General features: G+C 49.8%; 17 protein-coding genes. 3 read left to right on the forward strand and 14 right to left on the reverse strand.

Annotation, left to right across the window (positions count from 1 at the left end):
* Positions 1–209: 209 nt before the first annotated feature.
* From polA to QL234_RS28545, 11 genes are all read right to left on the reverse strand, one after another.
* Positions 210–2,945 (reverse strand): DNA polymerase I, encoded by a 2,736-nt coding sequence (gene polA, locus QL234_RS28495; protein ID WP_281561132.1) that lies wholly within the window; start codon positions 2,943–2,945, stop codon positions 210–212.
* Between the two features lie 670 nt (positions 2,946–3,615).
* Positions 3,616–4,914 carry a hypothetical protein gene (locus tag QL234_RS28500; RefSeq protein ID WP_281561133.1) on the reverse strand — a complete coding sequence of 433 codons (1,299 nt, stop codon included), beginning with the start codon at positions 4,912–4,914 and terminating at the stop codon, positions 3,616–3,618.
* Positions 4,915–5,057: 143 nt separating this feature from the next.
* Positions 5,058–5,912, reverse strand: coding sequence for a LysR family transcriptional regulator (locus QL234_RS28505; protein ID WP_281561134.1), 855 nt, complete (start codon positions 5,910–5,912; stop codon positions 5,058–5,060).
* 179 nt (positions 5,913–6,091) lie between these two features.
* Entirely contained in the window at positions 6,092–9,232 is a 3,141-nt protein-coding gene (locus QL234_RS28510; RefSeq protein WP_281561135.1) for a CusA/CzcA family heavy metal efflux RND transporter, read from the reverse strand.
* 23 nt (positions 9,233–9,255) lie between these two features.
* Positions 9,256–10,554 (reverse strand): efflux RND transporter periplasmic adaptor subunit, encoded by a 1,299-nt coding sequence (locus tag QL234_RS28515; protein WP_281561136.1) that lies wholly within the window; start codon positions 10,552–10,554, stop codon positions 9,256–9,258.
* A 24-nt stretch (positions 10,555–10,578) separates the two neighbouring features.
* On the reverse strand, positions 10,579–11,892 hold the full coding sequence (locus tag QL234_RS28520; RefSeq protein WP_281561137.1) for a TolC family protein: 1,314 nt from the start codon (positions 11,890–11,892) through the stop codon (positions 10,579–10,581).
* Positions 11,893–12,016: 124 nt separating this feature from the next.
* Positions 12,017–12,406: a hypothetical protein gene (locus QL234_RS28525; protein WP_281561138.1), complete on the reverse strand. Its 390-nt coding sequence runs from the start codon at positions 12,404–12,406 to the stop codon at positions 12,017–12,019.
* Between the two features lie 197 nt (positions 12,407–12,603).
* Entirely contained in the window at positions 12,604–13,674 is a 1,071-nt protein-coding gene (locus QL234_RS28530) for a hypothetical protein (RefSeq protein WP_281561139.1), read from the reverse strand.
* 219 nt (positions 13,675–13,893) lie between these two features.
* The gene (locus tag QL234_RS28535; RefSeq protein WP_281561140.1) at positions 13,894–14,211 is read right to left on the reverse strand and encodes a metalloregulator ArsR/SmtB family transcription factor; all 318 of its coding nucleotides are present in this window, start codon (positions 14,209–14,211) and stop codon (positions 13,894–13,896) included.
* Between the two features lie 67 nt (positions 14,212–14,278).
* Positions 14,279–14,698, reverse strand: a complete 420-nt coding sequence (locus QL234_RS28540; protein WP_281561141.1) for a YeeE/YedE family protein — start codon at positions 14,696–14,698, stop codon at positions 14,279–14,281.
* A gap of 12 nt (positions 14,699–14,710) precedes the next feature.
* Positions 14,711–15,139 carry a YeeE/YedE family protein gene (locus tag QL234_RS28545; protein WP_281561142.1) on the reverse strand — a complete coding sequence of 143 codons (429 nt, stop codon included), beginning with the start codon at positions 15,137–15,139 and terminating at the stop codon, positions 14,711–14,713.
* 130 nt (positions 15,140–15,269) lie between these two features.
* Here QL234_RS28545 and QL234_RS28550 point away from each other — a divergent pair, with 130 nt between their 5' ends.
* The gene (locus QL234_RS28550; protein ID WP_281561143.1) at positions 15,270–15,641 is read left to right on the forward strand and encodes a rhodanese-like domain-containing protein; all 372 of its coding nucleotides are present in this window, start codon (positions 15,270–15,272) and stop codon (positions 15,639–15,641) included.
* A 113-nt stretch (positions 15,642–15,754) separates the two neighbouring features.
* Here the strand turns inward: QL234_RS28550 and QL234_RS28555 are convergent, their stop codons facing one another.
* Positions 15,755–17,920, reverse strand: a complete 2,166-nt coding sequence (locus QL234_RS28555; protein ID WP_281561144.1) for a winged helix-turn-helix domain-containing protein — start codon at positions 17,918–17,920, stop codon at positions 15,755–15,757.
* Positions 17,921–18,163: 243 nt separating this feature from the next.
* On the opposite strand from QL234_RS28555, the gene QL234_RS28560 reads away from it, so the two are divergent.
* Together QL234_RS28560 and QL234_RS28565 are read left to right on the forward strand one after the other, a co-directional pair.
* Positions 18,164–19,027, forward strand: coding sequence for an alpha/beta hydrolase-fold protein (locus QL234_RS28560; RefSeq protein ID WP_281561145.1), 864 nt, complete (start codon positions 18,164–18,166; stop codon positions 19,025–19,027).
* The gene (locus QL234_RS28565) at positions 19,024–19,896 is read left to right on the forward strand and encodes a hypothetical protein (RefSeq protein WP_281561146.1); all 873 of its coding nucleotides are present in this window, start codon (positions 19,024–19,026) and stop codon (positions 19,894–19,896) included. The genes QL234_RS28560 and QL234_RS28565 overlap by 4 nt, the downstream gene beginning before the upstream one ends.
* A 65-nt stretch (positions 19,897–19,961) precedes the next feature.
* On the opposite strand, the gene gorA is transcribed toward QL234_RS28565, so the two are convergent.
* Together gorA and QL234_RS28575 are read right to left on the reverse strand one after the other, a co-directional pair.
* Positions 19,962–21,329, reverse strand: a complete 1,368-nt coding sequence (gene gorA / locus QL234_RS28570; protein WP_281561147.1) for a glutathione-disulfide reductase — start codon at positions 21,327–21,329, stop codon at positions 19,962–19,964.
* Between the two features lie 185 nt (positions 21,330–21,514).
* Positions 21,515–23,872, reverse strand: a complete 2,358-nt coding sequence (locus QL234_RS28575) for an EAL domain-containing protein (protein ID WP_281561148.1) — start codon at positions 23,870–23,872, stop codon at positions 21,515–21,517.
* Between the last annotated feature and the right edge of the window lie 52 nt (positions 23,873–23,924).

Genomic DNA, 23,924 nt, shown 5'->3' on the forward strand with positions numbered 1-23,924 from the left:
AAGGTGGGTAAAAACAAAGCCTTCTAAGTATCCGAAGAATAAAAGAAATGCCAGTCAGCTTAACTGACTGGCATTACCCAAAGCGGGGCTTTAAAAACTTCAGAGATAAAAGGTAGTTCACTTAATAGGAACCGCTCTCCACTGAGATAATTTCACCAGGGGATAAAATATTTTCTCTTCCAGTAAAATCCACAACCTGTTATCACAGCCTAATGGGCCTGGTGCCAGTTATCGCCGATACCGGCTTCGGCAATTAACGGCACATCGAGCGCAACGGCATTATTCATGATCTCCACCAGACTGGCAGTGGTTTCTTCAACGATATCCTGATGAATTTCAAAAATCAGTTCATCGTGCACCTGCATCGTCATTTTAATGCGCGGATCATTTTGCTCGGTGATCCAGGCGTCAACCGCCAACATCGCCTTCTTGATAATATCTGCCGCCGTGCCCTGCATAGGGGCATTGATAGCGGCACGCTCGGCGCCTTTTTTGCGCATCTGGTTTTTTGATTTGATATCCGGCAGATACAGGCGACGGCCAAACAAGGTTTCAACATACCCCTGTTCGGTGGCCTGCGCCCGGGTATCTTCCATATAGGTCAATACCCCAGGATAACGTTCAAAATACTTATCCATATATTGTTGCGCCTGATGGCGGCCGATATCCAGCTGCTTGGACAAACCAAAGGCCGACATGCCGTAAATCAGGCCAAAGTTAATGGCCTTGGCGCTGCGGCGCTGATCGCTGGTCACCTGGTTCAGCTCTACAGAAAAAATTTCTGCCGCCGTTGCCCGGTGAACATCGCGTCCCTGGGCAAAGGCGCTTACCAGGCCGGGATCGCCGGACAGGTGCGCCATAATGCGTAGTTCAATTTGCGAATAATCGATGGCGACAATTTTATGATCTTGCGGGGCGATAAAGGCTTCACGGATCTTACGCCCTTCTTCACTGCGGATCGGAATGTTCTGCAGGTTAGGATCCGTGGAAGACAAACGGCCGGTGGCCGCTACCGCCTGATGATAGGAGGTATGTACCCGGTTGGTTTTACCGGCAACCATTAACGGCAACTTATCGGTATAGGTAGATTTAAGCTTGCTCAGACCGCGGTTTTCCAGGATAAGTTTCGGCAACGGATAATCCAGCGCCAGTTCCTGTAACACTTCTTCTGCGGTAGAAGGGGCTCCCTTGGGAGTTTTCTTGATCACCGGGATTTTCAGCTCTTCAAATAAAATTTGCTGCAACTGCTTCGGCGAGCCGAGATTAAAGGATTTACCCGCCAGGTTATGGGCTTCCACTTCCAGCTCTTCCAGGCGTTTGCCTAAGGTCTGGCTTTGCTGATCCAGCAGATCGCAGTCAATCAATACCCCGTGCTGCTCCATTTTCGCCAGCACCGGCATCAGGGGTAATTCAATGTCATTATAAACACTTAACTGATTGGCGGACTTTTCCAACTGCGGGTAAATGGCCTGGTGCAGGCGCAAGGTAATGTCGGCATCTTCGGCGGCATAAAAACCGGCTTTTTCAATCTCTATCTGGTTAAAGGTCAACTGCTTGGCCCCTTTACCGGCAATGTCTTCAAAATGCACGGTTTTATAACCCAGATATTTTTCTGCCAACGCATCCATATTATGGCGGGTGGCAACACTGTTTAAACAGTAGGACTCTATCATGGTATCAAAAGCGACACCTTGGAGTTCGATATCATAATGGGAAAGCACATTGGCATCATATTTCAGGTTCTGGCCAAGTTTGGCTTTGTCTTTATCTTCCAGCAAAGGCTTTAACTTGCCGAGCACAAAGTCGATATCCAGTTGCTCGGGGGCATCTTCATAGTCATGTTTTAACGGCACGTAAGCGGCTTTACCCGGCTGGCACGCAAAAGACAAACCAACCAGCTCGGCTTTCATATAATCAATACTGGTGGTTTCGGTATCAAAGGCAAAATAATCCGCCGCGGTTAACTCTTTAAGCCAGGCTTCAAAAGCCGCCTGCTCGTAAATAATGTCGTAATCGGCTTCTACCTGTTGTTCGGCTTCTACTTCATCTTCCTCACCGGCAGCGCTTTTATCACCCTTGCCGGATGTCAAATCCGCCAATAAACGGCGTAATTCAAACTTTTGATAAAGAGACGTCAGGGCTTCAACATCCGCCTCTTTCGGCTGTAACTCGCTGACCCCCTGCTCCAGCTCGACATCGAGCTTAATGGTGGCCAGTTCATAGGATAACGGCAGCTGGGTCAGTGCCGCCCGCAGGTTTTCCCCTACTTTGCCTTTTACCTGGTCGGCATTGGCAATGACCCCGTCTAAACTGTCGTAGGCAGTCAGCCACTTCACCGCGGTTTTCGGGCCGCATTTTTCCACCCCGGGGATGTTATCCACCTTATCCCCCATCAGTGCCAGATAATCTATGATGCGGTCCGGTTTCACCCCGAACTTTTCCACAACCCCGGCTTCATCCATCTCGACATTGGTCATGGTATTGATCAGCCTGACATTCGGGCTCACCAGCTGGGCCATATCTTTATCGCCGGTGGAGATCACCGTTTCTATGCCCAGCTCACAAGCCTGGCGCGCCAGAGTGCCAATAACATCATCGGCTTCCACCCCTTCAATCACCAGTAAAGGCAGCCCCATGGCGCCGATGATCTCGTGGATAGGTGCTATCTGGCTGCGCAGGTCTTCCGGCATCGGCGGACGATTGGCTTTATATTCCGGATAAAGATCATTACGGAAAGTCTTTCCTTTGGCGTCAAAAACCACCACGACATTACCCTGGGGATAGTCTTTTTTCAGGCTGTTGATCATATTCAACACCCCGGTAATGGCCCCGGTAGGCTGACCGTCGGCAGTCGATAGTGCCTGAAGGTAAGGAACATGATAAGCACGGAATAAATAAGAGGAGCCATCGACGAGAATAAGCGGAGATAATGAAGACGTTGTCATGATTTTTTTACGGTTGAAAATAAAAGTGACGCTAGCATGCCATATTCCGGAATTTGTCTCTACCGGCAGCGAGGAATTAGCTCAATATTCTAGGCATCACCTGTGGATAACTTTGTTGAAAAGATGCAGGGAAATCCACATCAATTAAAAACTGATATGTTTATTTATAAATTAAAGGCATGATTTTGTTGATAAAAGGTGGTTAGGTCAGCCTTTTAACGCACAATTATTATTCTTTCTTGTATGTGGATAAAAACTTAATGCTTCCGATTTGCTTCAGGCCCGAGCTGTATAAAAAACATTCAAAGTGAGTTCGGGCGAGCTAAAGATTACCAGATAACGCTGTTATTACCAGCAAATTATTAAATTATTTTTTAGCAACAAATCCGTTTCTGAAATAACAAAAAAACATAAGTCAGCCATGACGGGCTTGCATAACTGTTTGACCAGTTGGTTAAGTAAACAGGGATTATTTCCCACCAAAAGATATACAATATACATAACAAGATGTTTTATCCTGTGGATTATTTTCACCGTAAACAGATAATTAATCGTTGATTTCAATCATAATAAATTCACTAAACGGTCAACAAAAAAAGCGGCAAGTACCAACACCTGCCGCAATACGCTTTATCGAAAAAAATTGCCTTCTTCCCTGGCTGATAACGGCCTAGTTAGCCTCATCCAGCACTATGGCGGCAAAGGCGGTATTATTGCCCACTATGGTTTTAACATTCACCAGCTGCGCGGCAACACTGCTGCTGTCCCCGCCGGTAAAACTTGAGCCCCAGGTGTGAACACTGCCATCGGCTTTTATGGCCGCAAATGCCGAAGAGGTTGCCGAAAGGCTAATGACATTATCAAACTCGGTAATGGCGCCGCCATTGGCCTTTGCCATCGATTTTACTGTGCCACCGGCTTCCAGCAGGGCAAACGCCTTGCTATTAACATTAACAGCAATCGCCGACGAACTCGAAGGCACAAAGTTCTTTTCCCTGTAGTCACCCGTGGTTACCGTACCCCAGGCAAAGACGCTGCCGTAATGTTCTATGCCGGCAAAACCACCGGTTAACGGATAAATAGCCCGGACATGCTGCTGATAACCGGACACCTGGCTAAAATCCCCTCCCTTAGGGGCCAGCCCCCAGGTCACCACCTTACTATCACTGGTCAGCGCCGCAAAAGCATCATCATTAGCCACCACCTGTTTGATATTGGTAAGGCCAGCCAATCCGGAAGTATCACCCAGGTAATAATCCAGTCCCCAGGTCACCAGGCTGCCGTCATATTTTTCTGCGGCAAAAGTACGGTGGTTGCTGTAGATATTCTTGATAAACTTCAACTCACCACTCACAGCGCTGCTGTCGCCGCCATAATTACTATCCCCCCAGGTAACCACAGTGCCGTTGGCTTTTAATGCCGCAAAAGCACCGCCAGAGGCATATACTTCCCTGACATTGGTGAGCTGCGCTGCCACCGCACTGTCGTCCATTCCCCAAGTCACCACAGTACCGTCGCTTTTTAATGCCGCAAAGGCATAGCCACAGGAGATAATCTTTTTCACGCCGGTGAGTTTTTCCTGCACGGCTGAACTGTCGCCGCCATACCACTCGGGTCCCCAGGTCACTACAGTGCCGTCCGCTTTCAGCGCTGCCGCGGCCCCCATAGAGGTGGTAATACTCTTGACGTTCTTCAGCTGATCTGCAACGGCACTGGAGTCTCCGCCATTATTTTCATGGCCCCAGGTCACGACAGTACCGTCGGTTTTCAGTGCCATAAACGCCAGTTCGGTATGGTAGATGTGCTCGACGTCCGTAAGATTTTGCACGGCGTTATTATCGCCGCCATAACGGCTGTTTCCCCAGGCCACGACCTTATTGGCAGCGAGTACGCTATTACCAACGCCAACCAGCAATACCAGCGCCAATGCCTTAGCGCCCATTCCCATAAAACCAGATTTATACTTCATCTTTTTTTATCCTTGTGTGAAAGTTATCCGTCAAAGCCAAATTCAAAAAACGGCCCGACCCTGTTAAATAGCGGTCACCGGAAGAAAAACTGGATAGCTAAGATGTGAACACATAGTTTATGCTCATTAACAATCGGCGATAATCACAATAACTGTTGGGACAGGCGTGGCTGGATAAAATCAATAAAGGCATGGAGTTTGGGGGTCGCCCCGACCCGGCTCGGATAAACCAGGTTAATTTCACCGTCCATCAGGGGGAAGTTCGTTAACACCCTGAGCAAACGACCGCTTTTGACACTTTCCCGGATCATATAATGGGGCAATACCCCTATGCCTAACCCCGCCAGGGTCCACTCATGTATGGTAGACAATTCATTGGCACTGGCCTTAATCACGGTATTCTTGTTATGGCCATAGGCCTGATAAACCCGCTCCCGATTTGCCTCCATCACCAATAAGTCTATACGCCCGGGATGCGCCGAAATATATTCGGGTGAGGCATAAGCCGCAATCCTGGCAATACCCAGCTTTTTCGCCACCAGGGAAGAATCATCAAGGGGACCTATACGGATCCCGGCATCAAAGCCATGACGGATCAAATCCAGCCTTTGGTTATCATAAAACATGTTTAATTTAACTTCGGGAAATTTAAAAATAAACTCCGCCAAAATTGGCCGCAGCAATTGCTCTCCCAGGGTAAGGCTGGTGGTAATTTTCAACTCCCCCATGGGCTTTTCCAGCATTTGCAGGAGCTTATTTTCCCCTTGTGCCAGCTGGTGAATAATTTGCTGGCAATATTCAAAATATAAGCGCCCCGCTTCGGTGAGAGCAATGCTGCGAGTGGTGCGCTCCAGCAACCTGACACCTATTTCCTGCTCTAAACGGCTGATACGCTGGCTAACATTGGATTTGGTGAGATTAAGCGTTTTGGCGGCGGCGGTAAAACTGCCCGATTGCGCCACATGGGCAAAAACTACCCTGTCATTATAATTTTTCATTAAATACCGGATAAGACAAAGACTCTTATTGAATGCTTATATGTCGGCAAGGCACAGAAATTCTTCAGTGTAATCGGTTACACTTTTTTTTATAAAGCCGCAGTGGAAATAATAAACTCCCCTTTAATTAACCATTAAAGGGGAGTTTATAAGAAGTTAGTTAACACTTATCTATCAGGTTAACGCATATCCGCTAACTTACCTTTGGAAAACCAGCGATACAATACCGGCAAAACGAACAGGGTTAACAGGGTGGCGGTTACCAAACCGCCGACAATAACCGTGGCCAGGGGTTTTTGTATTTCCGCACCGACCCCATTGGACAGCAACATAGGGATCAAACCCAATGCCGAAGTGATCGCCGTCATCAATACCGGACGCAACCGTGAGCTGGCGCCGTCAAATACCGCATCTTTCACTGCCAGGCCGTCCTTAACCCTCTGGTTGATGCTCTCCACCATCACCACACCGTTAAGCACGGCAACACCGAACAAGGTAATAAAACCGACCGAGCTGGGCACCGACAAATACTGGCCGGACACATATAAAGAGAAAATACCGCCGATCACCGCCAGCGGCACATTCACCAGGATCAGCATCGCCTGGCCAAAAGAACTGAAAGCAAAATACAGCAGCAAGGCAATCAGTGCCAGCGACACCGGCACTACCAGCGACAGGCGTTTTTGCGCCCTCTGCTGGCTTTCAAACTGACCGCCGATATCCACCGAATAACCCGGCGGCAGCTGCACCCGGGCAGCGATGGCCTGACGAATATCCGCCACTACGCTGCCCATATCACGGCCCTGGACATTTGCCTGCACCACCACCCGGCGCTGAACATCATCGCGGCGCACCTGCGGCGGCCCCGCCTCTATGCTGACCTCGGCAACATCCGCCAGGCGTACCCAGGCACCGGTAGGCGACTGTAACCTGAGTTCAGATATTGCCTGCTGATCTTTCCTGAAGCTCTCCTGCAGGCGCACATAGATATCATATCTTTCATTGGCATTGATGATCTGCCCGGCTTCCCGTCCCCCCAAACCGTCACTGACCACTTCCATAACATCGCCCACCGATAAGCCGTAGCGGGACAGTTGCTGGCGCTTGGGTTTGATCACCAGTTGGGCTTCACCGGCAATCTGCTCCATGGCTACATCTTTAGCGCCGGTCACGGTTTTCACCGCCTGTTCGATTTCCTGGCCTTTGACCGCCAGCACCTTAAGATCTGAGCCGAATAACTTGATCGCCAGCTGTGCCTTAACCCCGGATAATAACTCATCCACCCGGGTGGCTATCGGCTGGGAGAAGTTCAGCAATAAGCCGGGGTATTGCTCCAGCTTTATTTCCATCAAGGCTTGCAGCTGGTAGCGGTTATCGGCACTGGTCCACTCACTTACCGGCTTAAGGCCAAGATAAATCTCGATATTATTGACCGGCTCGGGATCGCCGCCAATTTCAGCCCGACCAATCCGGCTCAGGGCATAATTAACTTCCGGGAATTCCAGCAACATCTTTTCCAGCTCAGGCGCCACCGACAGTGCAGTATCCAGACTAGAAGACGGCGCCAGCGTCACCCTTAAGTTAATGGTGCCCTCTTCCAGCTCAGGCACAAATTCTGTGCCCAACCTGGGTAACACAGCTAAAGCCGATACCAGTAACACCAGGGCAAAACCGACCACTACCCTGGTTTTGGTTAAGGCTAAGGCCAGCGTCTTCTTATACAGCTTATCCAAGGGGGTTAACAACAGGCTTTCCCGCGCGGTTACGCCATTTTTGAACAGGTAAGTGGCCAGGGCCGGCACCACGAGCAGGGCAACCAGTACCGCCGCCACTATCGCCAGCATAATACTGACCGCCATCGGCTGAAATAACTTGGCTTCAACCCCTTCAAAGCTGAATAACGGCATAAAAACCACCAGGATAATGGCGGCGGCAAAAAAAATCGGCCGCACCACTTCCTGTCCGGCTTCCTTTAAACGCAAGCCCATGGCGTTATTGCTGTGTAAGGCATTTTCCTCCCGGGTCAGGTGTTTAAACATGTTCTCCACCATCACCACAGAGCCGTCCACCAGCATACCTATGGCAACTGCGATACCGCCAAGGGACATCAGATTTGCCGACAAGCCGCTCCAGGCCATGATCATCAAGGCAATACCGATGGAAATCGGGATGGAAATCAGCACCAGGAAAGTGGCGCGCAGATTCATTAAAAACAGCGCCAGCACAACAATAATAAAAACAAAGGCCAGCAACAGGGCATTGACGACCGTATCCACCGCCTGGGTGATCAGATCCGCCTGGTCATAAAAGACTTCAAAGCGCACTCCTTCCGGCAGGGCCTGGTTTATCAGGGTTTCCCTGGCCTTGATGCCGTCTATGGTCGACTTGGTATTGGCCCCCATACGTTTTAATACGATGCCGGAAACCACCTCTCCCAATGGAGAAACAGTGCCATCTGCCCCGCGCCGGGTCATGGTCACCGCCCCCTGGCGAATTTCACTGCCCAGGGTAACATTGGCGACATCATTGACGGTCACGACAACACCATCAACGGTTTTTAACGGTATCTGGCGGATTTGCGCCAGCCCCTCCTGCTGCGGACTTAACCAACCCATACCACGGATCACCAGCTGCTCCTGGCCGCGGTTCATATACCAGCCGCCGGCATTCTGGTTATTCTGCTCCAATGCCGCCACGACATCCTCCTGGGTCAGTTGATAGGCGAGCATGCGGGCCGGATTCACATTCACCTGGTATTGCTTAACATCACCGCCAAAAGACAAGACATCGGTCACACCGTCTACCGGCATCAGCAGCAGTTTTACCACCCAGTCATTCAGGCTGCGCAGCGCCATGGCGTCATAACCCGAGTCAGGATCCGCCAGTAACAGGTACTGGTATACCTGCCCCAGGCCCGAGGTATTGGGGCCGATTTCCGGCGTACCGACTCCTTGCGGGATCAGCTCTTTTGCCGCCTGCAAACGCTCGAACACCAGCTGGCGGGCAAAATAAATATCGGTACCTTCCCTAAAGACCACGGTAATACCGGACAAGCCGGTTTTGGAAATAGAACGTACCTCTTCCACATCCGGCAGGGCATACATCACCGACTCAATCGGGAAAGTGATCAGCTGCTCCACTTCCTCAGCCGCCAGTCCCGGCGCCTCGGTATTTATCGCCACCTGGACATTGGTGACATCCGGAAAGGCATCCAGGTTTAATTTGGGAATAATAAAAACACTGCCCACAATCAGTGTCAGTAAGGCAATCACCACCAATAACCGGTTGGTGACCGCCCAGTCGATCAAACGATTCAACATTAGCTGTCTCCTTAGGTTATAACTTAGTGGTTATGCGGGTCGAAACCGCCTTTCGCCAGCTGTGATGCAATAAAAAACGCCCCTTTAGTGACAATACGACTGTTGGCCGCTACCCCTTTAATTTCACGCCACTGACCGGCCACATTATTAAAAGAACGCCCCAACACCACCTCCTGCATCACAAACGATTTCGGCTCATCTTCAATAAACACCACCCAGTCGCCGTCACTGCTGCGCATCAGCGCGGTTTCAGGCACAGCCACCACCGGCTCCCGGCTTTTTAAAGAAAAATAGACATCGGCAAACATGCCGGAATGCAGCAGGTGGTTATCATTGGCGACTTCCAGGCGCACGATACGGGTACGGGTAACCAGATCTATGGTATGGGCTTCCTGGGTCACCCTGGCGGTAAAATAATTATCGCCGACTTTCACTTTCGCCAGGGTACCAACCGGCAAATCCAGCTGGGTATTGGGGGCCAGGCGGGCTTCTATCCACAAGGTATGTTCATCCGCGACCACCATCAGGGACTCTCCGGATTCTACCCTTTGCCCCTGCTGGAAATCATCCGATAAAATCGCCCCGTCACTGATGGCAGACAAGGTATATTCCCCTAACGGCTGGGCGCTTTTTGCCAGCGAAGCGATAGCCGCTTTGGATAAACCATAGGCCTGCAAACGGCCAAGGGCAGCATCATAAGCCGACTGGCCGCTGATATAACGCTTATCACCCACGGATTTCTTGCCTAGTTGTTGGATGCGTTGCCATTCCGAGCTGGCAACACGAAAGCTTGCCTGGGCTTCTGCCACGGTTTCACTGAACAGGGTCACCAAAGGCTGGCCTTTTTCGACATGAGCGCCAAGCCCGACATGGCGGCGCAACACCACGGAATCCACCCGCGGAGAGACCAGATAACTGGTATAACCGTTGGCTTTAACTTCACCCGGGGCGTATAACTGGTAGTCCATGATAGCGGCGTTGGCGGTTTCTACCTCAATACCGGCTAATTTTATTTGTTGACCGGAAAGGCTGACTTCGCTGCCTTCACTTTCTTCTCCATGGCCGTGGCCGTCTTCTTCCCCGTGTTCATCACCGCCGGATGTTTCATGATCATCATGCTCACCGTCGTGGCCTTCATCATGATCTGCATGCGCTTGATCATGACCATTTTCTTCATGAGCCTCATGCCCGTCGTGGTTATCTTTTTCAGCCTGTTCGCTTTTACCGTGCTCGTGATCATGTTCCTGGGCTGCAACATTAGCCCCCGCCGTCAAAGTGAATAAGGTCAATAACGGGATCAGGGTAATTAGTTTTATCTTCATGATTAATCTTCCAAAATTCTTTACTTATTTATAGGGGATCAGTAGCGGGCTAACGGCAGGAAGCTGCTTGATAACAAGATCGATTTCTCCGGTTTGTAATAACCAGTCGATTTTCGCCCCCTGATAGGCCGTGCGTAATTCAATACCCGCCTGCAAACCTTCACTGCGTTGCTGCAACGCCAGTAAATATTCCGAGGTACTGATATCACCACTTTGCCATTGCGCCGCCAATAAGCGGCTGGTGCGCTCGGCACGCCCCTGCATCACGTCTAACCAGCGTTGGTATTTCTTTTGATATTCAAGAAAAACCGCTTGTGATGCCTGTAAAGAAAATTGTTGTTTACGAATAACACTGCGATATAAGGCTTCCACTGAAGCCGCCTCTTGATTGGCGGCGCGGGCCTCATCGCTGAAATCATTGTTGATATTAAGCGGCATGGAAAAACTTAACGCCACCACATCATCACCGCCAGACTTACCGGCACTGAGACCAAAGGTAGGATCGGCCCTGGTTTCCAGCCGGGCGATAACAGCCTGCTGCTTTAAGGCCTGCCACCTGGCCTTGGCCGCGACTATGCCCGGGTGATTATCCAGGTTCACCGGATTGTTAACATCCCCCAAGGACCAGAGGCGCTCGGGAATTTGGCCGCTGGCAGCACTCCAGCCAGGCAATAACTGACCTAAATCGGCTTCCACCTGCTGCAACTGTGCCTGTGCCTGTGCCGTGGTATTCAGTTTTTGCGACAGGCTAAGGTAAGCAAGCTCGGCATCCACCTGGCTTAAATCACCGGATAACTGCCGCTGTTCCACCAGGTTGAGCAAGGTATTGAGCTGCTCTTCCTGGGAGCGGGCCAGCTCCGCCAGAGAATTCACCGACTGCCACTTAACCAGGCTATGCAGTACCTCGGCGGTTTTTTCCTGCAGCAACTGCTTATATTCCTGCCCGACCGCCAGGCGGTCATAATCCCCCTGTTTCATGCGCACGCTGCGCTTATCCCACCAGTCTATGGTTTGATTGATACCCAAAGCAAAATTGTCATTGGCTCCTTCCTGTTCAAATTCCGTGGCCAGCTCAGGGTTGTATAACCTTTTGTCTTTGCCGTCGGCCATTGACAGCCGGGCGTTTACCGCTGCTTTGGCGGCAATAATATCCGGGTGCTGTTCAATTTGTTGTTGTAACCATAATCCCCAGGAGACCCGGGACTGCCCGCCTTTTTCGGCTGAGCTGAATGTTTGTGCTGCACGGTTTTCCAATGCTGAAGCCGAAGCTGTGGCATAGACAGGAACCAAGGCCCCCGCCAGCAGCAAAGCTAACGTCGTCTTTTTGTGAAATTTCATCGAATTTCATCCTCAAAAATCAAAATAATGCAGGTCGAATCCAGAGATTTAACCCGGTAACTGATTGTTGTTTATTCCTGAAAACAAGAATATTCCGGAAAAGAAGAAAGTTCCGGAAAGAGGATTAAGCTATCGGAGGGCGCTGATCTTGTGGCAGCAAGGCTGAAAGATAACTTGAAGTGGTTTCCGTCAGTTGTTGTGAAGTCACCACAAGTTTAAGCTTATCCGATTGCAACGCTAGAAATACCTGAACCGGATGGTGGCAATGGCCATGATGACAATCCGGGTGCGCCGCTTCATTCTCTTGCTCATGATCCTGGTGCTGGCCAGAAAAGGAGAATGAGTCCTGGTGTGAAAGTCCATCAGCATGCTGATGTAAAGAAGAGTCAGGGGCTTGGCTTAATGCAAGATGTTCGCTTTGTTGTTGGTGCTCCTGATGACTATCGGCGATCGCAACCACAGACTGCAAGGCAATCAAGGTAGCAAACAGATAAGACATCCAAACTCGTAACATTAAAAACGTTTCCTGAATATTGATTAAGCCGGGTTTAAAACCCCACAACAATGAACAAACTAAGTTCATTAATGGTGGATAATACGTCAATTTTATCAAAAAAGCGATACAGGCAAACCAATCAAGCCCACACAAACCTGCTTTAAATCAAAGCAAATCATAAAAATAGCACAACCGGCTGCACGATATAAGCTCACTCAAACGGTATAAAGCTGTAAATCAAACTGATAATCATCGAGAACATCGGCAAGCTTTCTCGGCTGAAGAACCCGTTGATAAGCAAACTCTTTGTCCTTAGCGACTAAACATTTGCAGAAAGCATCCAGCAGCGGCAATTCCGGGCACCATTGCTCAAGAAACAAAAACTGTCCCGATTCATTCACTTCCAAAAATACCCACTCGTTATCCCGGGTGACGATAAAATCAAAAGCGCCGCACACCAGATCCAGTTCATCCATCAAGGCGCAGGCCGCCCGGTATATTTCATCCGGTAACTCCACCGGGTCCGACAAAGTGCCCTGATGCTGATGCAGCCGCCAGTCGAGCTCCCCGTACTGCAAACGGTTGGAGTCTATGCTGACGGCAAAATAACTACGGCCAAAAAACTGCGCCCGCACCTCATATTGCTTGTCCACCAGTCGCTGGTATATCCCGGGAGAGGCACTGAGCAAGGTATCATTAGGCAAATGCTCAGCCGTAACACGGGCGCTATAGGTGGCATAATTTCTCCCCTGTTCATGCCAGGCCAGGGCATTCAGGGGTTTATAGAGGGTGTCTTGCCCGGAATTGATAAATGCCTTAATACCCTGAGGATCATTGCTGATCAGGGTTTGCGGGATAGACAGCCCCACTTTTTTGGCAAGGGTAAGCTGTAGCGGTTTAACATTGGCCCGGGTAGCCGCCGCCTGCGGATTCAGCCAGAAAGCATGCTCAAGCAAGGCCAGGCACGCCAGGTTGCTGCTGCACAACTCCTGTTGCACAAACATTTTATCTTCGGGCACGATATAACCCGGCACCAAGGGGGTTTGCAGCCGGCGATGCCAGACCACTTCAATATCAGACAAGTCGGTGAGCTGTTCAGCACACTGATATTCCAGCTGGGGAGGTTGCCCGTTAAGGCTAAAATTAACGGCTGAATTTATCGCCAGCTTTTCACTCTGGTATAAGGTAACCCGGCAAGCCATTTCGGTTAAAACCTTAGTCACCACATCCGAGTGCAGGTCATTGCTTTTGCCATTAATCAGTACATTTTTTATTTTATTGTACATAGCTTTAACTTTCCTTGTTAAAAACCGCCTTCATGCAAGCGGCCATCTCCGCCCGACCTTATGCGCTCTACCCTATTAGTTCTACCATAACCAAGGTGATAAGCAACCGGGAATTAGCCGGATCGGAGAAAAAGCAGATTAAGGGCAAAATGGCGTAGAAAATCCAGCCAGAAGCAAATGACCAGCCAGAGCAATGCCCGATTAAGAACGATGAGGGAATTATTGACTGCAATAAAACCGGTACAGCACGGCGATCACCTCCACCACTTCCTCACTGTCTAAAGCATAAAAAATGGTTTGTGCCTGACGCCGGGTTTTAACATAACCCTGATTGCGCAGCCAGGCCAGGTGTTGCGACAGCGAAGACTGGGGGATGGGAAACAGCGCATTCAGCTCAGATACCGATAACTCCCCGTCCTGCAAGGCACACAAAATCATCAGCCGGTGCTGGTTGCCCATGGCTTTTAACAGGGCAACCGCCTGCCCGGCGCTGGCTTCCAGCTGACTATAATCCCGCACACTTACCTCCGATGCCATTGTTGCAAGCCCCGGATCCGCTTAAGCGCTTGAGGTATTATGCTGGCCTCTCAACCGGGTATAAAACTCAAGGTTTCCAGCGGGAAATCAATCCGGAACACCACATTCCCGCCAGCATAAATGCAATAAAGGCAAAAATTTTAACATCACCGCCGGATAAATTCACCATCGCAGGGCCGGGACAGATCCCGGCCAGTCCCCAACCCGCACCAAAAACAACCGCCCCCAATAGCAAAGGTTTATCGATCTGCTGCTTTTGAGGCAAAGAAAACCCCTCCGCCACAAGCGGTTTTTCCCGCCGCTTGACCAGCAAGAAATAGCCGGGAATATAGACAAACAAGGCGCTGGCCATCACCAACAATAAACTGGGATCCCAATGGCCGCTGATATCCAGAAAGCTCAGCACCTTATCCGGGTTGGCCATTTGCGAAACCAGTAACCCCAACCCAAAAAGCACACCACAAAACAAGGCAATCAATAATTGCATATTCACCTCCCCTTAAGCCGTCAGTACAGACATCAGCTGCCTGAGCAAATACACCACCACCATAGCCGTTGCCATAAAAGTGAAGGTTGCCGTCAGAGAGCGCCCCGACAAGCGCCCTATACCGCAAATACCATGACCGCTGGTACAGCCGGCTCCCAAAGCACTGCCCAGCCCCACCAGGAAGCCCGCCGGTAAAATCAAGTACCAGCTAACGTGGATACTTTCAGGTAACTCAGCATGATAAGGCGCAACTAAAGGCGCCAGCACCAGGCCCAGCAAAAAAAACCAACGCCAGCTTCCCCCACCATCGCCTGTCATCAACACTGTGCGGATAATCCCGGAAATACCGGCTATCCGGCCATTAAGCACTAACAGCAACAGGGCCGACAGCCCCAAAAGTGCGCCCCCGAAAATAGCGCTATAAGGTGTAAACTCCGTCATTTTTACTCCGGCCTCTTTGGGCAGCAACAAGTTTTTCTTGTTAGCGCCGCCTTAAATATCGTATATTTACAATATACGATTTAACAGTGTAAATTTCAACTAAAGAAACAAACCCGATAAGTGAGGAAATATGATCATCAATGGTAAGACCCTGGCGCAAGCAGCCAGAAAACACATCAAAGAAATCAGCTGCCAACAACTTGTCCGCCAGTTAACGCAGACTGCCGTCATTATCGATATCCGCGAAAGCGCAGAGCTGGCATCGGGCACGATTCCCGGCGCGGTGCATATTCCCCGGGGGGTACTGGAAATGCAAATAGCCACTCATCCTATGGTCGCCGGCGAAGCCGAGCCGCTGGCTAAGCTGGCGCAGCAGGATATTTACCTCTATTGCCAGTCGGGGGCGCGTTCGGCACTGGCAGCCTTGTCTTTACAACAAATGGGGTTTGAGCGGATATATTCCCTCAGCGGAGGCTTTAGCGCCTGGCAACAGACACTCTAAACAGCTACGAATGCCCGTCCCGAAAAAGGCCACGGGCATAGTAAAAGCGGTTAACATCAGCACATGCTCTTGCTGATCTAGCCAGCAATCGACAAGCAATTTTTCTAATTAGACTATTCACTTAAAGAAAATTCGGCCACTTCTTTTTTTGCGGAAACCCGGACCGTCATCAAAAGCTGCGTCTGATCAATGTCGGTTAAATAATCTATGTTGTTTGGTAACTCGCCGATGATCTCAAATCGCCCGCCGTTAAGCGCATACGACCACAATTGAAAATCATCATTGATACCATAAATAACATTGTCTTTTACCAAAAACCGCCGCTCAGATCTTCCCTGGCCATCCAGCGCTTCAATATGCAGATCTTCAGCCGGTCCTGACTGCCAAAACCTGTCCATATCATCAATGTAAACTAAGTCGCCGTTTTCACTTTTATCCGCCCAGTTAACTTTCTTGTCGTTAATAATGCGCAGCTCTAAGTTGGCTAAATTGAGCTCGGCCAATGTTAACACCCCTTTGATACGCACAAGCAATAAAGCGCTGTTATTTTTACTGTCCCATTGGAACAGTTCGGCCACAGGATATGGCAACGGAAAAGATTGCTGCCTTGCATCCAGATATACCCGGGTTAACGCATAATTGGCATTGACTAAAAGGCTTGCACCGTCTGCCGCCCACTCCATGCCACTTATATACGTATCCATAGGAAAGCGGCTGAGCTGCTGTGAACCTTTGCCGCCGGTTATCCAAAGCTGTTCATCTCCCGAACGTTCCGATTCATAGGCGATTAACTCGCCGTTTGGTTGTAATATGGCGCTGTCTTCACCGAGTATCGAGCGCTCCAGTACGGGGAAATTTTGACTTTGCGTCTGTTTTATCTGTGAAAGGGGCACTGACACGATATCACTGTCATAGTGCCCTTTAATCACCAGCATTCGCTTGCCGTCAGGATGAAATACCGGCGATCCCATAGGTTCGTCAAGCGGCAAGCTGATATTGCTTACCTGTCCGTCATAAGACAGGGTAAACAACTGCCTGCCGGTGCTAAAAATAAGCTGATTTTCTAACGGAGAAAAATTGGGATATATCAACTTGAAGTTGGCGATTTCTTGCGGATATTTTATCCGGTGACTGGATAGCAGCTGACCATCCGGTTTAAGCACTTCAATATAATAATGGCCGTCATGATGGATGCTGGTAAGTGCAATCAAATCGTCTGCGACCGAATAGTCATAGTCGATGATATTGCCATCTTGCCGCTCATATATCACAGTGCTTTTGTTATCCGCTATCGAATAGCTGGCTAACTTCCAGCGATTAGAAAACTCCTGCAACAAAGCAACGTTATTGTTGTTTAACCACTTGGGCTTGATGATTGTTGAATTTTTGCATTCCATCAACAGCCTCGGAGACTGAGGCGCCTCAAGTGCCTTGTGAAAATCAAAGCTCATTAATTTATAACATTGCTTCTGGGTGATCGGCTTATTGCAATCTGCAGACTCGATAAAAACCAGCTGCTTGCCATCTTTGGAAAAGCTATGGCTGCCGTATGATCCCAGGTTTTCGGTGAGCCGGGTTTCCTCCTGGGTGTTAATGTTCTTTGCCCAAATATTATTCTGACAAAATTCCCCCGAATAACGGAGGAAAACCACGTATTGCCCGTCGGGAGAATAAATACCGGCGAGCTCTTTGTTGTCTGTTGCGGTCAGCGAGCGTAACTCCCCAAAGGACAGTTTCGAGGTTTGTTCGGGTATCAGGTAACCGGCGCCCATAACAGCCAGAAAAATAATGCCAAGCACAATGGCGATCAGAGCTAAGCCGGGTTGTGAAGATAGCGGCTTGGCTGTTGTATCAGCGGCAGACTTCGTCTCGTTACCGGCCTCATTCACCAGGCTTGCTTGAACGACATCTTGCCCGGCGCTGTCGATACCTGTCGGCTCAGCCGTACCCGGACTGACTTTATCATGCCACCTGACATCACACTCCAGGCTATAGCCCTGTTTAGCATGGGTCTTAATATAGATTTGGACCTTGCTATCGTCACCCAGTGCTTTTCTTAACTGGGCGATGCTTCTTTGCAAGGTATTGGGTGAAACCACAGTGTCTGGCCAGACATTCGCTAACAGTGCATCCTGGCTAACCACCTTTCCCTGGTTTTCAGCCAGGTAGGTAAGCACCGCCAAAGCTTTCGGGGCAATGATTTGAGATTGATTATTTTGAGTGATTTGATTTCTGGATAAATCAATAAAAAAACCACCAATCCAATATTGCTCTGCCATGTAACCTCTATTTTGGATGAAAACCTGTGCTAACAGTGAGTCTAACTAAAAGGAAACACCTTAGCACAAGCCTGAGGCCAACTAAAGACAACAAGATAACCACCTGATAACAAATACCTTTTATCTTATCAGCAAGACGTCAGCGAAAAATCATCATAACTTCAAGTATTTTAATTTCGATTCGTTAACTTTAACCCTCTGACATTATTTAAAAACGAACCTGACCTTATTCGGAGAAAAAAGATGACCAAGAGTTTAATCCTGGTGCTGTTATTGTTACTACCTTTGCTGACAGTCCAGGCAAGCGAGACAAGTGATTTTACCTTACCGAAAATACAAGTTGTCCCTATCAAAGACACCCGGGAAGACAGGCAGTATGAGCTGTATATCAAGCTGCCTGAGGAATACGAAAAACATAAGGATAAGACCTATCCGGTGCTCTATTTTACCGACGCCATCTGGCATGTTGAATTATTATCCGCAACCAGCGAATTCCTGATGGAAGAAGTTATTTTAGTGGGCATTTCCTGGCAGAAGGACATCAATAAAGACTTACAGAAAGAACTTGGGGCACATGTCAGTCGCTATAGAGATTATTCGATAAACAAATCAAGCAATCCGGAACGCCAGGCGAAATATCAGTTCGGCCAGGCCAGTAATCATCTGGCGTTTATTCGTCAAGATGTCATTAAACATATAGAAAAAAACTACCGAACCCAGCCTGACAATCGCAGCTATTTTGGCTATTCCGCCGGAGGTTTATTCGGCACTTATATCTTAATGGCACAACCCGATACCTTTAAAAACTACATTCTTGGCAGCCCGTCACTTTGGAGAAATATTCCCCAGCTCTCTGAGCTTGGCGCTAAATCAGCTTTAAAACATAAGGGCCTCAATGCCAACGTTTTTATTTCATACGGCACCCAGGAAAAGGAGTTGGGCGAACATATCAGGGAATTTACTCAGCTGCTGAAAAGCAGAAACGATAACAGCCTGTCTTTAAAGCATCCGGTGATTGAGGGTAGCCACCAGACAGCTTTTCCTATGACCGGCGTACGCAGCATGACCTGGTTATCAAACTTAAGCAAAGAAGGGGCTAAATCATGAAACCGCTTTATATCTTTTGGCTCCTGTTGCTGCCTTTTCTCACCTTAGGTAACAAAAGTTACGGAGATAACAAGCTTCCAGCCCTTGAAGGCCCTTATCTCGGACAAAAGCCGCCGGGATTAATACCTGAAGTGTTCGCCCCCGGCATTGTCTCGACAAAACATCGTGACTTGAGCGCTTTCTTCACACCCGACATGCAAGCCCTCTATTTCACCAGGAAAGAGAACAACAGCAAAAAGTGGTCGTTAATCACTTTTACTTTAGAAAATAACAGGTGGCGCAAATCTGCCGTAGTCCCCAGGGTAGGCCGCCCTTTTATCTCGCCGGATGGTAACACCCTGCACTTGGGCAAAAAATACCGGCAGCGCAGCCCTGCCGGCTGGTCAGAGATCAAGAGCCTTGGCTCTCCTTACGAGGATATCCGCATCATGCGTCTTACCGCGTCATCAGCAGGCACCTATGTTTTTGACGAAGGGACGAGGGACGGTAAAGGTGTGCTTCGCTATTCACGCGTAACCGACGGCAAGCGTGAACAGCCAAAACCGCTCGGCAAGGCGATTAACACCGGCAAGTGGAACGCTCACCCTTTCATTGCACCGGACGAGTCCTACCTCATGTGGGATGGTGAAAGAGACGGCGGCTTTGGCGGTAATGATATTTATATCAGTTTCAGGCAGCCAGATGGCTCATGGGGTACTGCCATTAACTTAGGGGATAAGGTCAACACCGATGGCGAGCAATCCAGTCCCTATGTCACGCCGGACGGAAAATACCTGTTCTTTAACAGCTACAACAGCCAGGGAAATGGGGATATCTATTGGGCGGATGCCCGAATGATTGAGGCGCTCAGACCTAAGTCAGCATCCTGAAACAGCAGCTAAGCTTTCCCCCTGCCGCTTGAGCGGAGGGGGATAAAATAACGACGGCACAGTTCTTAGGTCAGAGTGACGAACTCTTCCGCCGAAGTGGGGTGAATAGCAACGGTATTATCAAAATCGCTTTTGGTCGCCCCCATCTTCATTGCCACGGCAAAGCCCTGCAGCAATTCATCGCTGCCAAACCCTATGCTGTGGATACCGACAATTTTCTCTTCCTTGCCGACACAAATCAGTTTCATCCGGGTCGGATCCCTGTGCTCTTCGGTGATCGCCTGGTAAAGGGCGGTAAACTGGGAGTTATATACCTTCACCTGGTCTTCGCCATATTCGGCAATGGCTTCCGGCTCGGTCAAACCTACGGTACCGATTACCGGGTGACTGAATACCACCGTGGCGATATTGGAATAATCCAGGTGCTCATGGGGTTTGTTGTTAAACAAACGCTCACATAAACGGCGGCCCGCCGCCACGGCAACCGGGGTCAGCTGGGCACGGCCGGTATTGTCGCCGACGGCATAAATGCCTTCGACATTGGTGTTCTGGTACTTGTCGGTGGGAATAAAACCTCTTTCATCCACTTCCACCCCGGCGGCTTCGAGGTTGATATTATCGGTAGCCGGTTCGCGGCCGATGGCCCAGACCAGCTGCTGTACCGGTCCCACCTTGTTGCCGTTGGCAAGGTGGATCACTAAAGTGCCGTCGGCCAGCTTTTCCACCCGCTCAGGAATGCTGTGGGTGTGCAGGGTCGGCCCGTGCTTGGCCATCTGCTCCACCAGGGTCTCTTTTAACACAGGGTCGAAATTGCGCAGCGGCCCTTCCTTACGCACCAGCAAATGGGTCTCGGTGCCCAAGGCATTGAATACGCCCGCCAGTTCAACGGCGATATAACCGGCGCCGACCACGGCTACCGACTGTGGCTGCTCGGTCAGGGCAAAAAAGCCGTCCGAGTCGATACCGTATTCCGCCCCTTCAATCTCAGGGATCTGCGGGCGACCGCCGGTGGCGATAGTAATGTGATCTGCGGTATATAAGGTGCCGTCCACGTCCACGGTATTTTTATCGACAAATTTGGCAAAGCCGCGGATCACGGTGACATCGTTATTATCAAAACCGCGCTGGTAGGCGGCATGGATACGTTCAATATAGGCTTCACGATTTTTCACCAAACGGGCCCAGTCAAAGCTCGGCTTTTCCTGGCTTAAGTAATCGGCAAAACCGTAATCGGGACCGTAAGCCATGGCATCGGCAATCTGCCCGGCATACCACATGGCTTTTTTCGGCACACAACCGACATTGACGCAGGTACCGCCAATGTATTTAGCTTCAATCACCGCGGCTTTTTTACCGTGTTTCGCCGCCCGGTTGGCAGAGGCGATACCACCGCTGCCGCCGCCTATGGCGATATAATCAAAATGTTGTGTCATCTGGTAGCCCTTAAAATTTATCGGATATTATGGTTGTAGCAATAGTAGAAAATGAAAAGACCGCCTGGGGCAGATATCACTTTCACTTGTTCTTTAGAGGTATAATGTGGGCGCAGCCGGGTCAGGATTCAAGCATTTGAGGAAATTTAACCCGGCCGGTATTTGTATCAATGAGTTGACAGCGATCAGACAAACTCCAATTCCGGCGCGGTCACTTCTATGTTGTTGATCATCAGCATTTCCATTAACTCATCCGCTTCCACCGGTTTACTGTATAAATATCCCTGAATAAAATGGCACTGGCGATCCACCAGGTAAAGCATCTGCTCCTTGGTTTCCACCCCCTCGGCAATACAGGACATATTCAGGCTTTTCGCCAGCACTAAGGTAGCATCGACTATCGCCTCGTCGGTTTTATCCCGGCCGATACCGGAAACAAAACTGCCGTCGATTTTAATGATATCCAGCGGCATCTGCTTTAAATAAGACAGCGAAGAATAACCGGTGCCAAAGTCGTCCAGCGCCAGCTTCACCCCGAGTTTAGACAAGGCATTCATAGTGCGGATCGCCTTTTGCGGCTCGGAAATAAAGGCGCTTTCGGTGATTTCCAGTTTTAACGCCCCCGGCGGTAAATCATATTCTTCCAACAGCTTTTTCACATAGGGCAACAAGTTATCCTGGGCAAAATGCTGGGGCGCCAGGTTCACCGACAAAAAGATCCCCGGACGTACCGCATGCCAGCGTTTGAGATCTGCCAGCCCCTTACACAACACGTTTTCCGTCATCGGGATGATCAGCCCCAGCTCTTCGGCAATGGGAATAAAGTCCATCGGCGGCACCAGGCCTTCATCGGTGCGCCAGCGCATCAACAGCTCGACGCCAATCGCCTTGCCGGTAAAGGCATCCACCACCGGCTGGTAATGGTTAATCAACTCATTGTTGGCCACCGCCGTTTTAAGCTCGGATTCTCTCCTCAGCCTTTCTTTGGCCTCAAAATTCATCCTCGGGGTGAAAAACTGGAAGGTATTGCGGCCGATCTGCTTGGCGTGATACATGGCGACATCGGCGTTTCTTAACAGCTCGCTGGAATTGCCGGCATCTTCCGGATACAGGGCGATGCCGATACTGGCGCCGATACACACCTCGTTGTTATTGAGCATGATCGGCTTTTCCACCTCGCGGATCACTTTTTCCGCGATCCGCCCCAGATGGCTGTTGCTGCGAAAAGACTCCAGCAACACCACAAATTCATCACCGCCGATCCGGGCCACGGTATCGTCGCCGCGCAAGATCTCCGTCAGCCGGTTGGAAATTTCCTTGAGCAATAAATCCCCGCATTCATGACCCAAAGAATCATTGATCTGTTTAAAGCGGTCCAAATCGATAAAAAACAGGGCAATAGAGTCTTTTTTGCGGATGGAATAATCGATGGCATGCTTGATCCTGTCCAGCAATAACGCCCGGTTGGGCAGCTCGGTCAGGTGATCATAATTGGCCAGGTAACGCAGCTCTTTTTCGGCATTTTTCTGGGCGCTGATATCCGTCAGCACCAGAATATAATGCAGCCGGTTATTGGTGCGGTTGCGGCTGACACTGATATTGATGATCACATGATATTCTTCCCCGGTTTTGGTGGCGATCAATTCTTCGCCGCGCCAGTGATCGTTTTCATGCAGGGTGGAAAACAACTCCCGGTAGAATGCCAGCCGTTTCGGGGTAATGCCCAAGGTATTGGGTTCAAAGGCAAATTCTTCCGCTTCCCAGCCAAACACATCTCTCAGCGACTGGTTGGCGGTCACCTGGTTAAAGTTTTCATCGATGATCAAGACCCAGTCCTTGGTGAGCTTAAAGGCATCGCCATAATACTGGGCACGCTCTTCATCCGCCCGCGACTGGGTGATATTGGTATAAGAGCCGGTGATCCGGGTCGGCTCCCCCAGGGTATTGACCGCGACAATTTTGCCGAGATCTTTATACCAGAGCCACTGGCCGCCGCGACTTTGCAAACGATAGGTGCAGGAAAAGGTGGCATTGAGATCGCCGTTATCGATAAACAGCTGCCACATGGTTAAAAAGGTGTCTTTGTCGTCGGGGTGGATCAAGCTGATATGCTGCTCAAAAGCATAAAACGGGCTGTCCTGGCTATAATGCAGCTCGGCGGTAAAACGTTTGCCAAACATCTGGTTTTGCGCCGACAGCCAGTCCCAAACTTCGCTGTCGCTGCCCCGAAGCGCCAGCTGTAACCTTTGTTCGCGAAATTTTACCTGCTCATGGGCTTCAAGCAACCGCTGCCTTTGCCTCTGGCTGCGGTAATGCCATATCCCCACCAACAACAATAATACCAGGGTATAAACAATATAAACCGATAAGCTGTTAAATTGCCCTAAACCGGCACCTAACGGCTGAGTGACGCCCGTCTGCTGATCTTGTGCCACCACCAAAAAGCCATAACCGCCGCCAAGCAGCAGGGAATAGCAAACAAACTTCAGTATTTGAAGCAGACGATATTTGATCGATATTTTAGGTACAACTGACTGGCTCATATTCACACTATATCTAACATTTATCTGGCAAAAGGATGATAAATATCAGTAG

It is taken from the genome of Thalassomonas sp. RHCl1, from assembly GCF_947387555.1.
Lineage (GTDB): Bacteria > Pseudomonadota > Gammaproteobacteria > Enterobacterales > Alteromonadaceae > Thalassomonas.

What these genes read in the sequence shown, in the direction of transcription:
- polA (WP_281561132.1), bottom strand. Translation starts at nt 2,945, where the DNA reads ATGACAACGTCTTCATTATCTCCGCTTATTCTCGTCGATGGCTCCTCT.
- QL234_RS28500 (WP_281561133.1), bottom strand. Translation starts at nt 4,914, where the DNA reads ATGAAGTATAAATCTGGTTTTATGGGAATGGGCGCTAAGGCATTGGCG.
- QL234_RS28505 (WP_281561134.1), bottom strand. Translation starts at nt 5,912, where the DNA reads ATGAAAAATTATAATGACAGGGTAGTTTTTGCCCATGTGGCGCAATCG.
- QL234_RS28510 (WP_281561135.1), bottom strand. Translation starts at nt 9,232, where the DNA reads ATGTTGAATCGTTTGATCGACTGGGCGGTCACCAACCGGTTATTGGTG.
- QL234_RS28515 (WP_281561136.1), bottom strand. Translation starts at nt 10,554, where the DNA reads ATGAAGATAAAACTAATTACCCTGATCCCGTTATTGACCTTATTCACT.
- QL234_RS28520 (WP_281561137.1), bottom strand. Translation starts at nt 11,892, where the DNA reads ATGAAATTTCACAAAAAGACGACGTTAGCTTTGCTGCTGGCGGGGGCC.
- QL234_RS28525 (WP_281561138.1), bottom strand. Translation starts at nt 12,406, where the DNA reads ATGTTACGAGTTTGGATGTCTTATCTGTTTGCTACCTTGATTGCCTTG.
- QL234_RS28530 (WP_281561139.1), bottom strand. Translation starts at nt 13,674, where the DNA reads ATGTACAATAAAATAAAAAATGTACTGATTAATGGCAAAAGCAATGAC.
- QL234_RS28535 (WP_281561140.1), bottom strand. Translation starts at nt 14,211, where the DNA reads ATGGCATCGGAGGTAAGTGTGCGGGATTATAGTCAGCTGGAAGCCAGC.
- QL234_RS28540 (WP_281561141.1), bottom strand. Translation starts at nt 14,698, where the DNA reads ATGCAATTATTGATTGCCTTGTTTTGTGGTGTGCTTTTTGGGTTGGGG.
- QL234_RS28545 (WP_281561142.1), bottom strand. Translation starts at nt 15,139, where the DNA reads ATGACGGAGTTTACACCTTATAGCGCTATTTTCGGGGGCGCACTTTTG.
- QL234_RS28550 (WP_281561143.1), top strand. Translation starts at nt 15,270, where the DNA reads ATGATCATCAATGGTAAGACCCTGGCGCAAGCAGCCAGAAAACACATC.
- QL234_RS28555 (WP_281561144.1), bottom strand. Translation starts at nt 17,920, where the DNA reads ATGGCAGAGCAATATTGGATTGGTGGTTTTTTTATTGATTTATCCAGA.
- QL234_RS28560 (WP_281561145.1), top strand. Translation starts at nt 18,164, where the DNA reads ATGACCAAGAGTTTAATCCTGGTGCTGTTATTGTTACTACCTTTGCTG.
- QL234_RS28565 (WP_281561146.1), top strand. Translation starts at nt 19,024, where the DNA reads ATGAAACCGCTTTATATCTTTTGGCTCCTGTTGCTGCCTTTTCTCACC.
- gorA (WP_281561147.1), bottom strand. Translation starts at nt 21,329, where the DNA reads ATGACACAACATTTTGATTATATCGCCATAGGCGGCGGCAGCGGTGGT.
- QL234_RS28575 (WP_281561148.1), bottom strand. Translation starts at nt 23,872, where the DNA reads ATGAGCCAGTCAGTTGTACCTAAAATATCGATCAAATATCGTCTGCTT.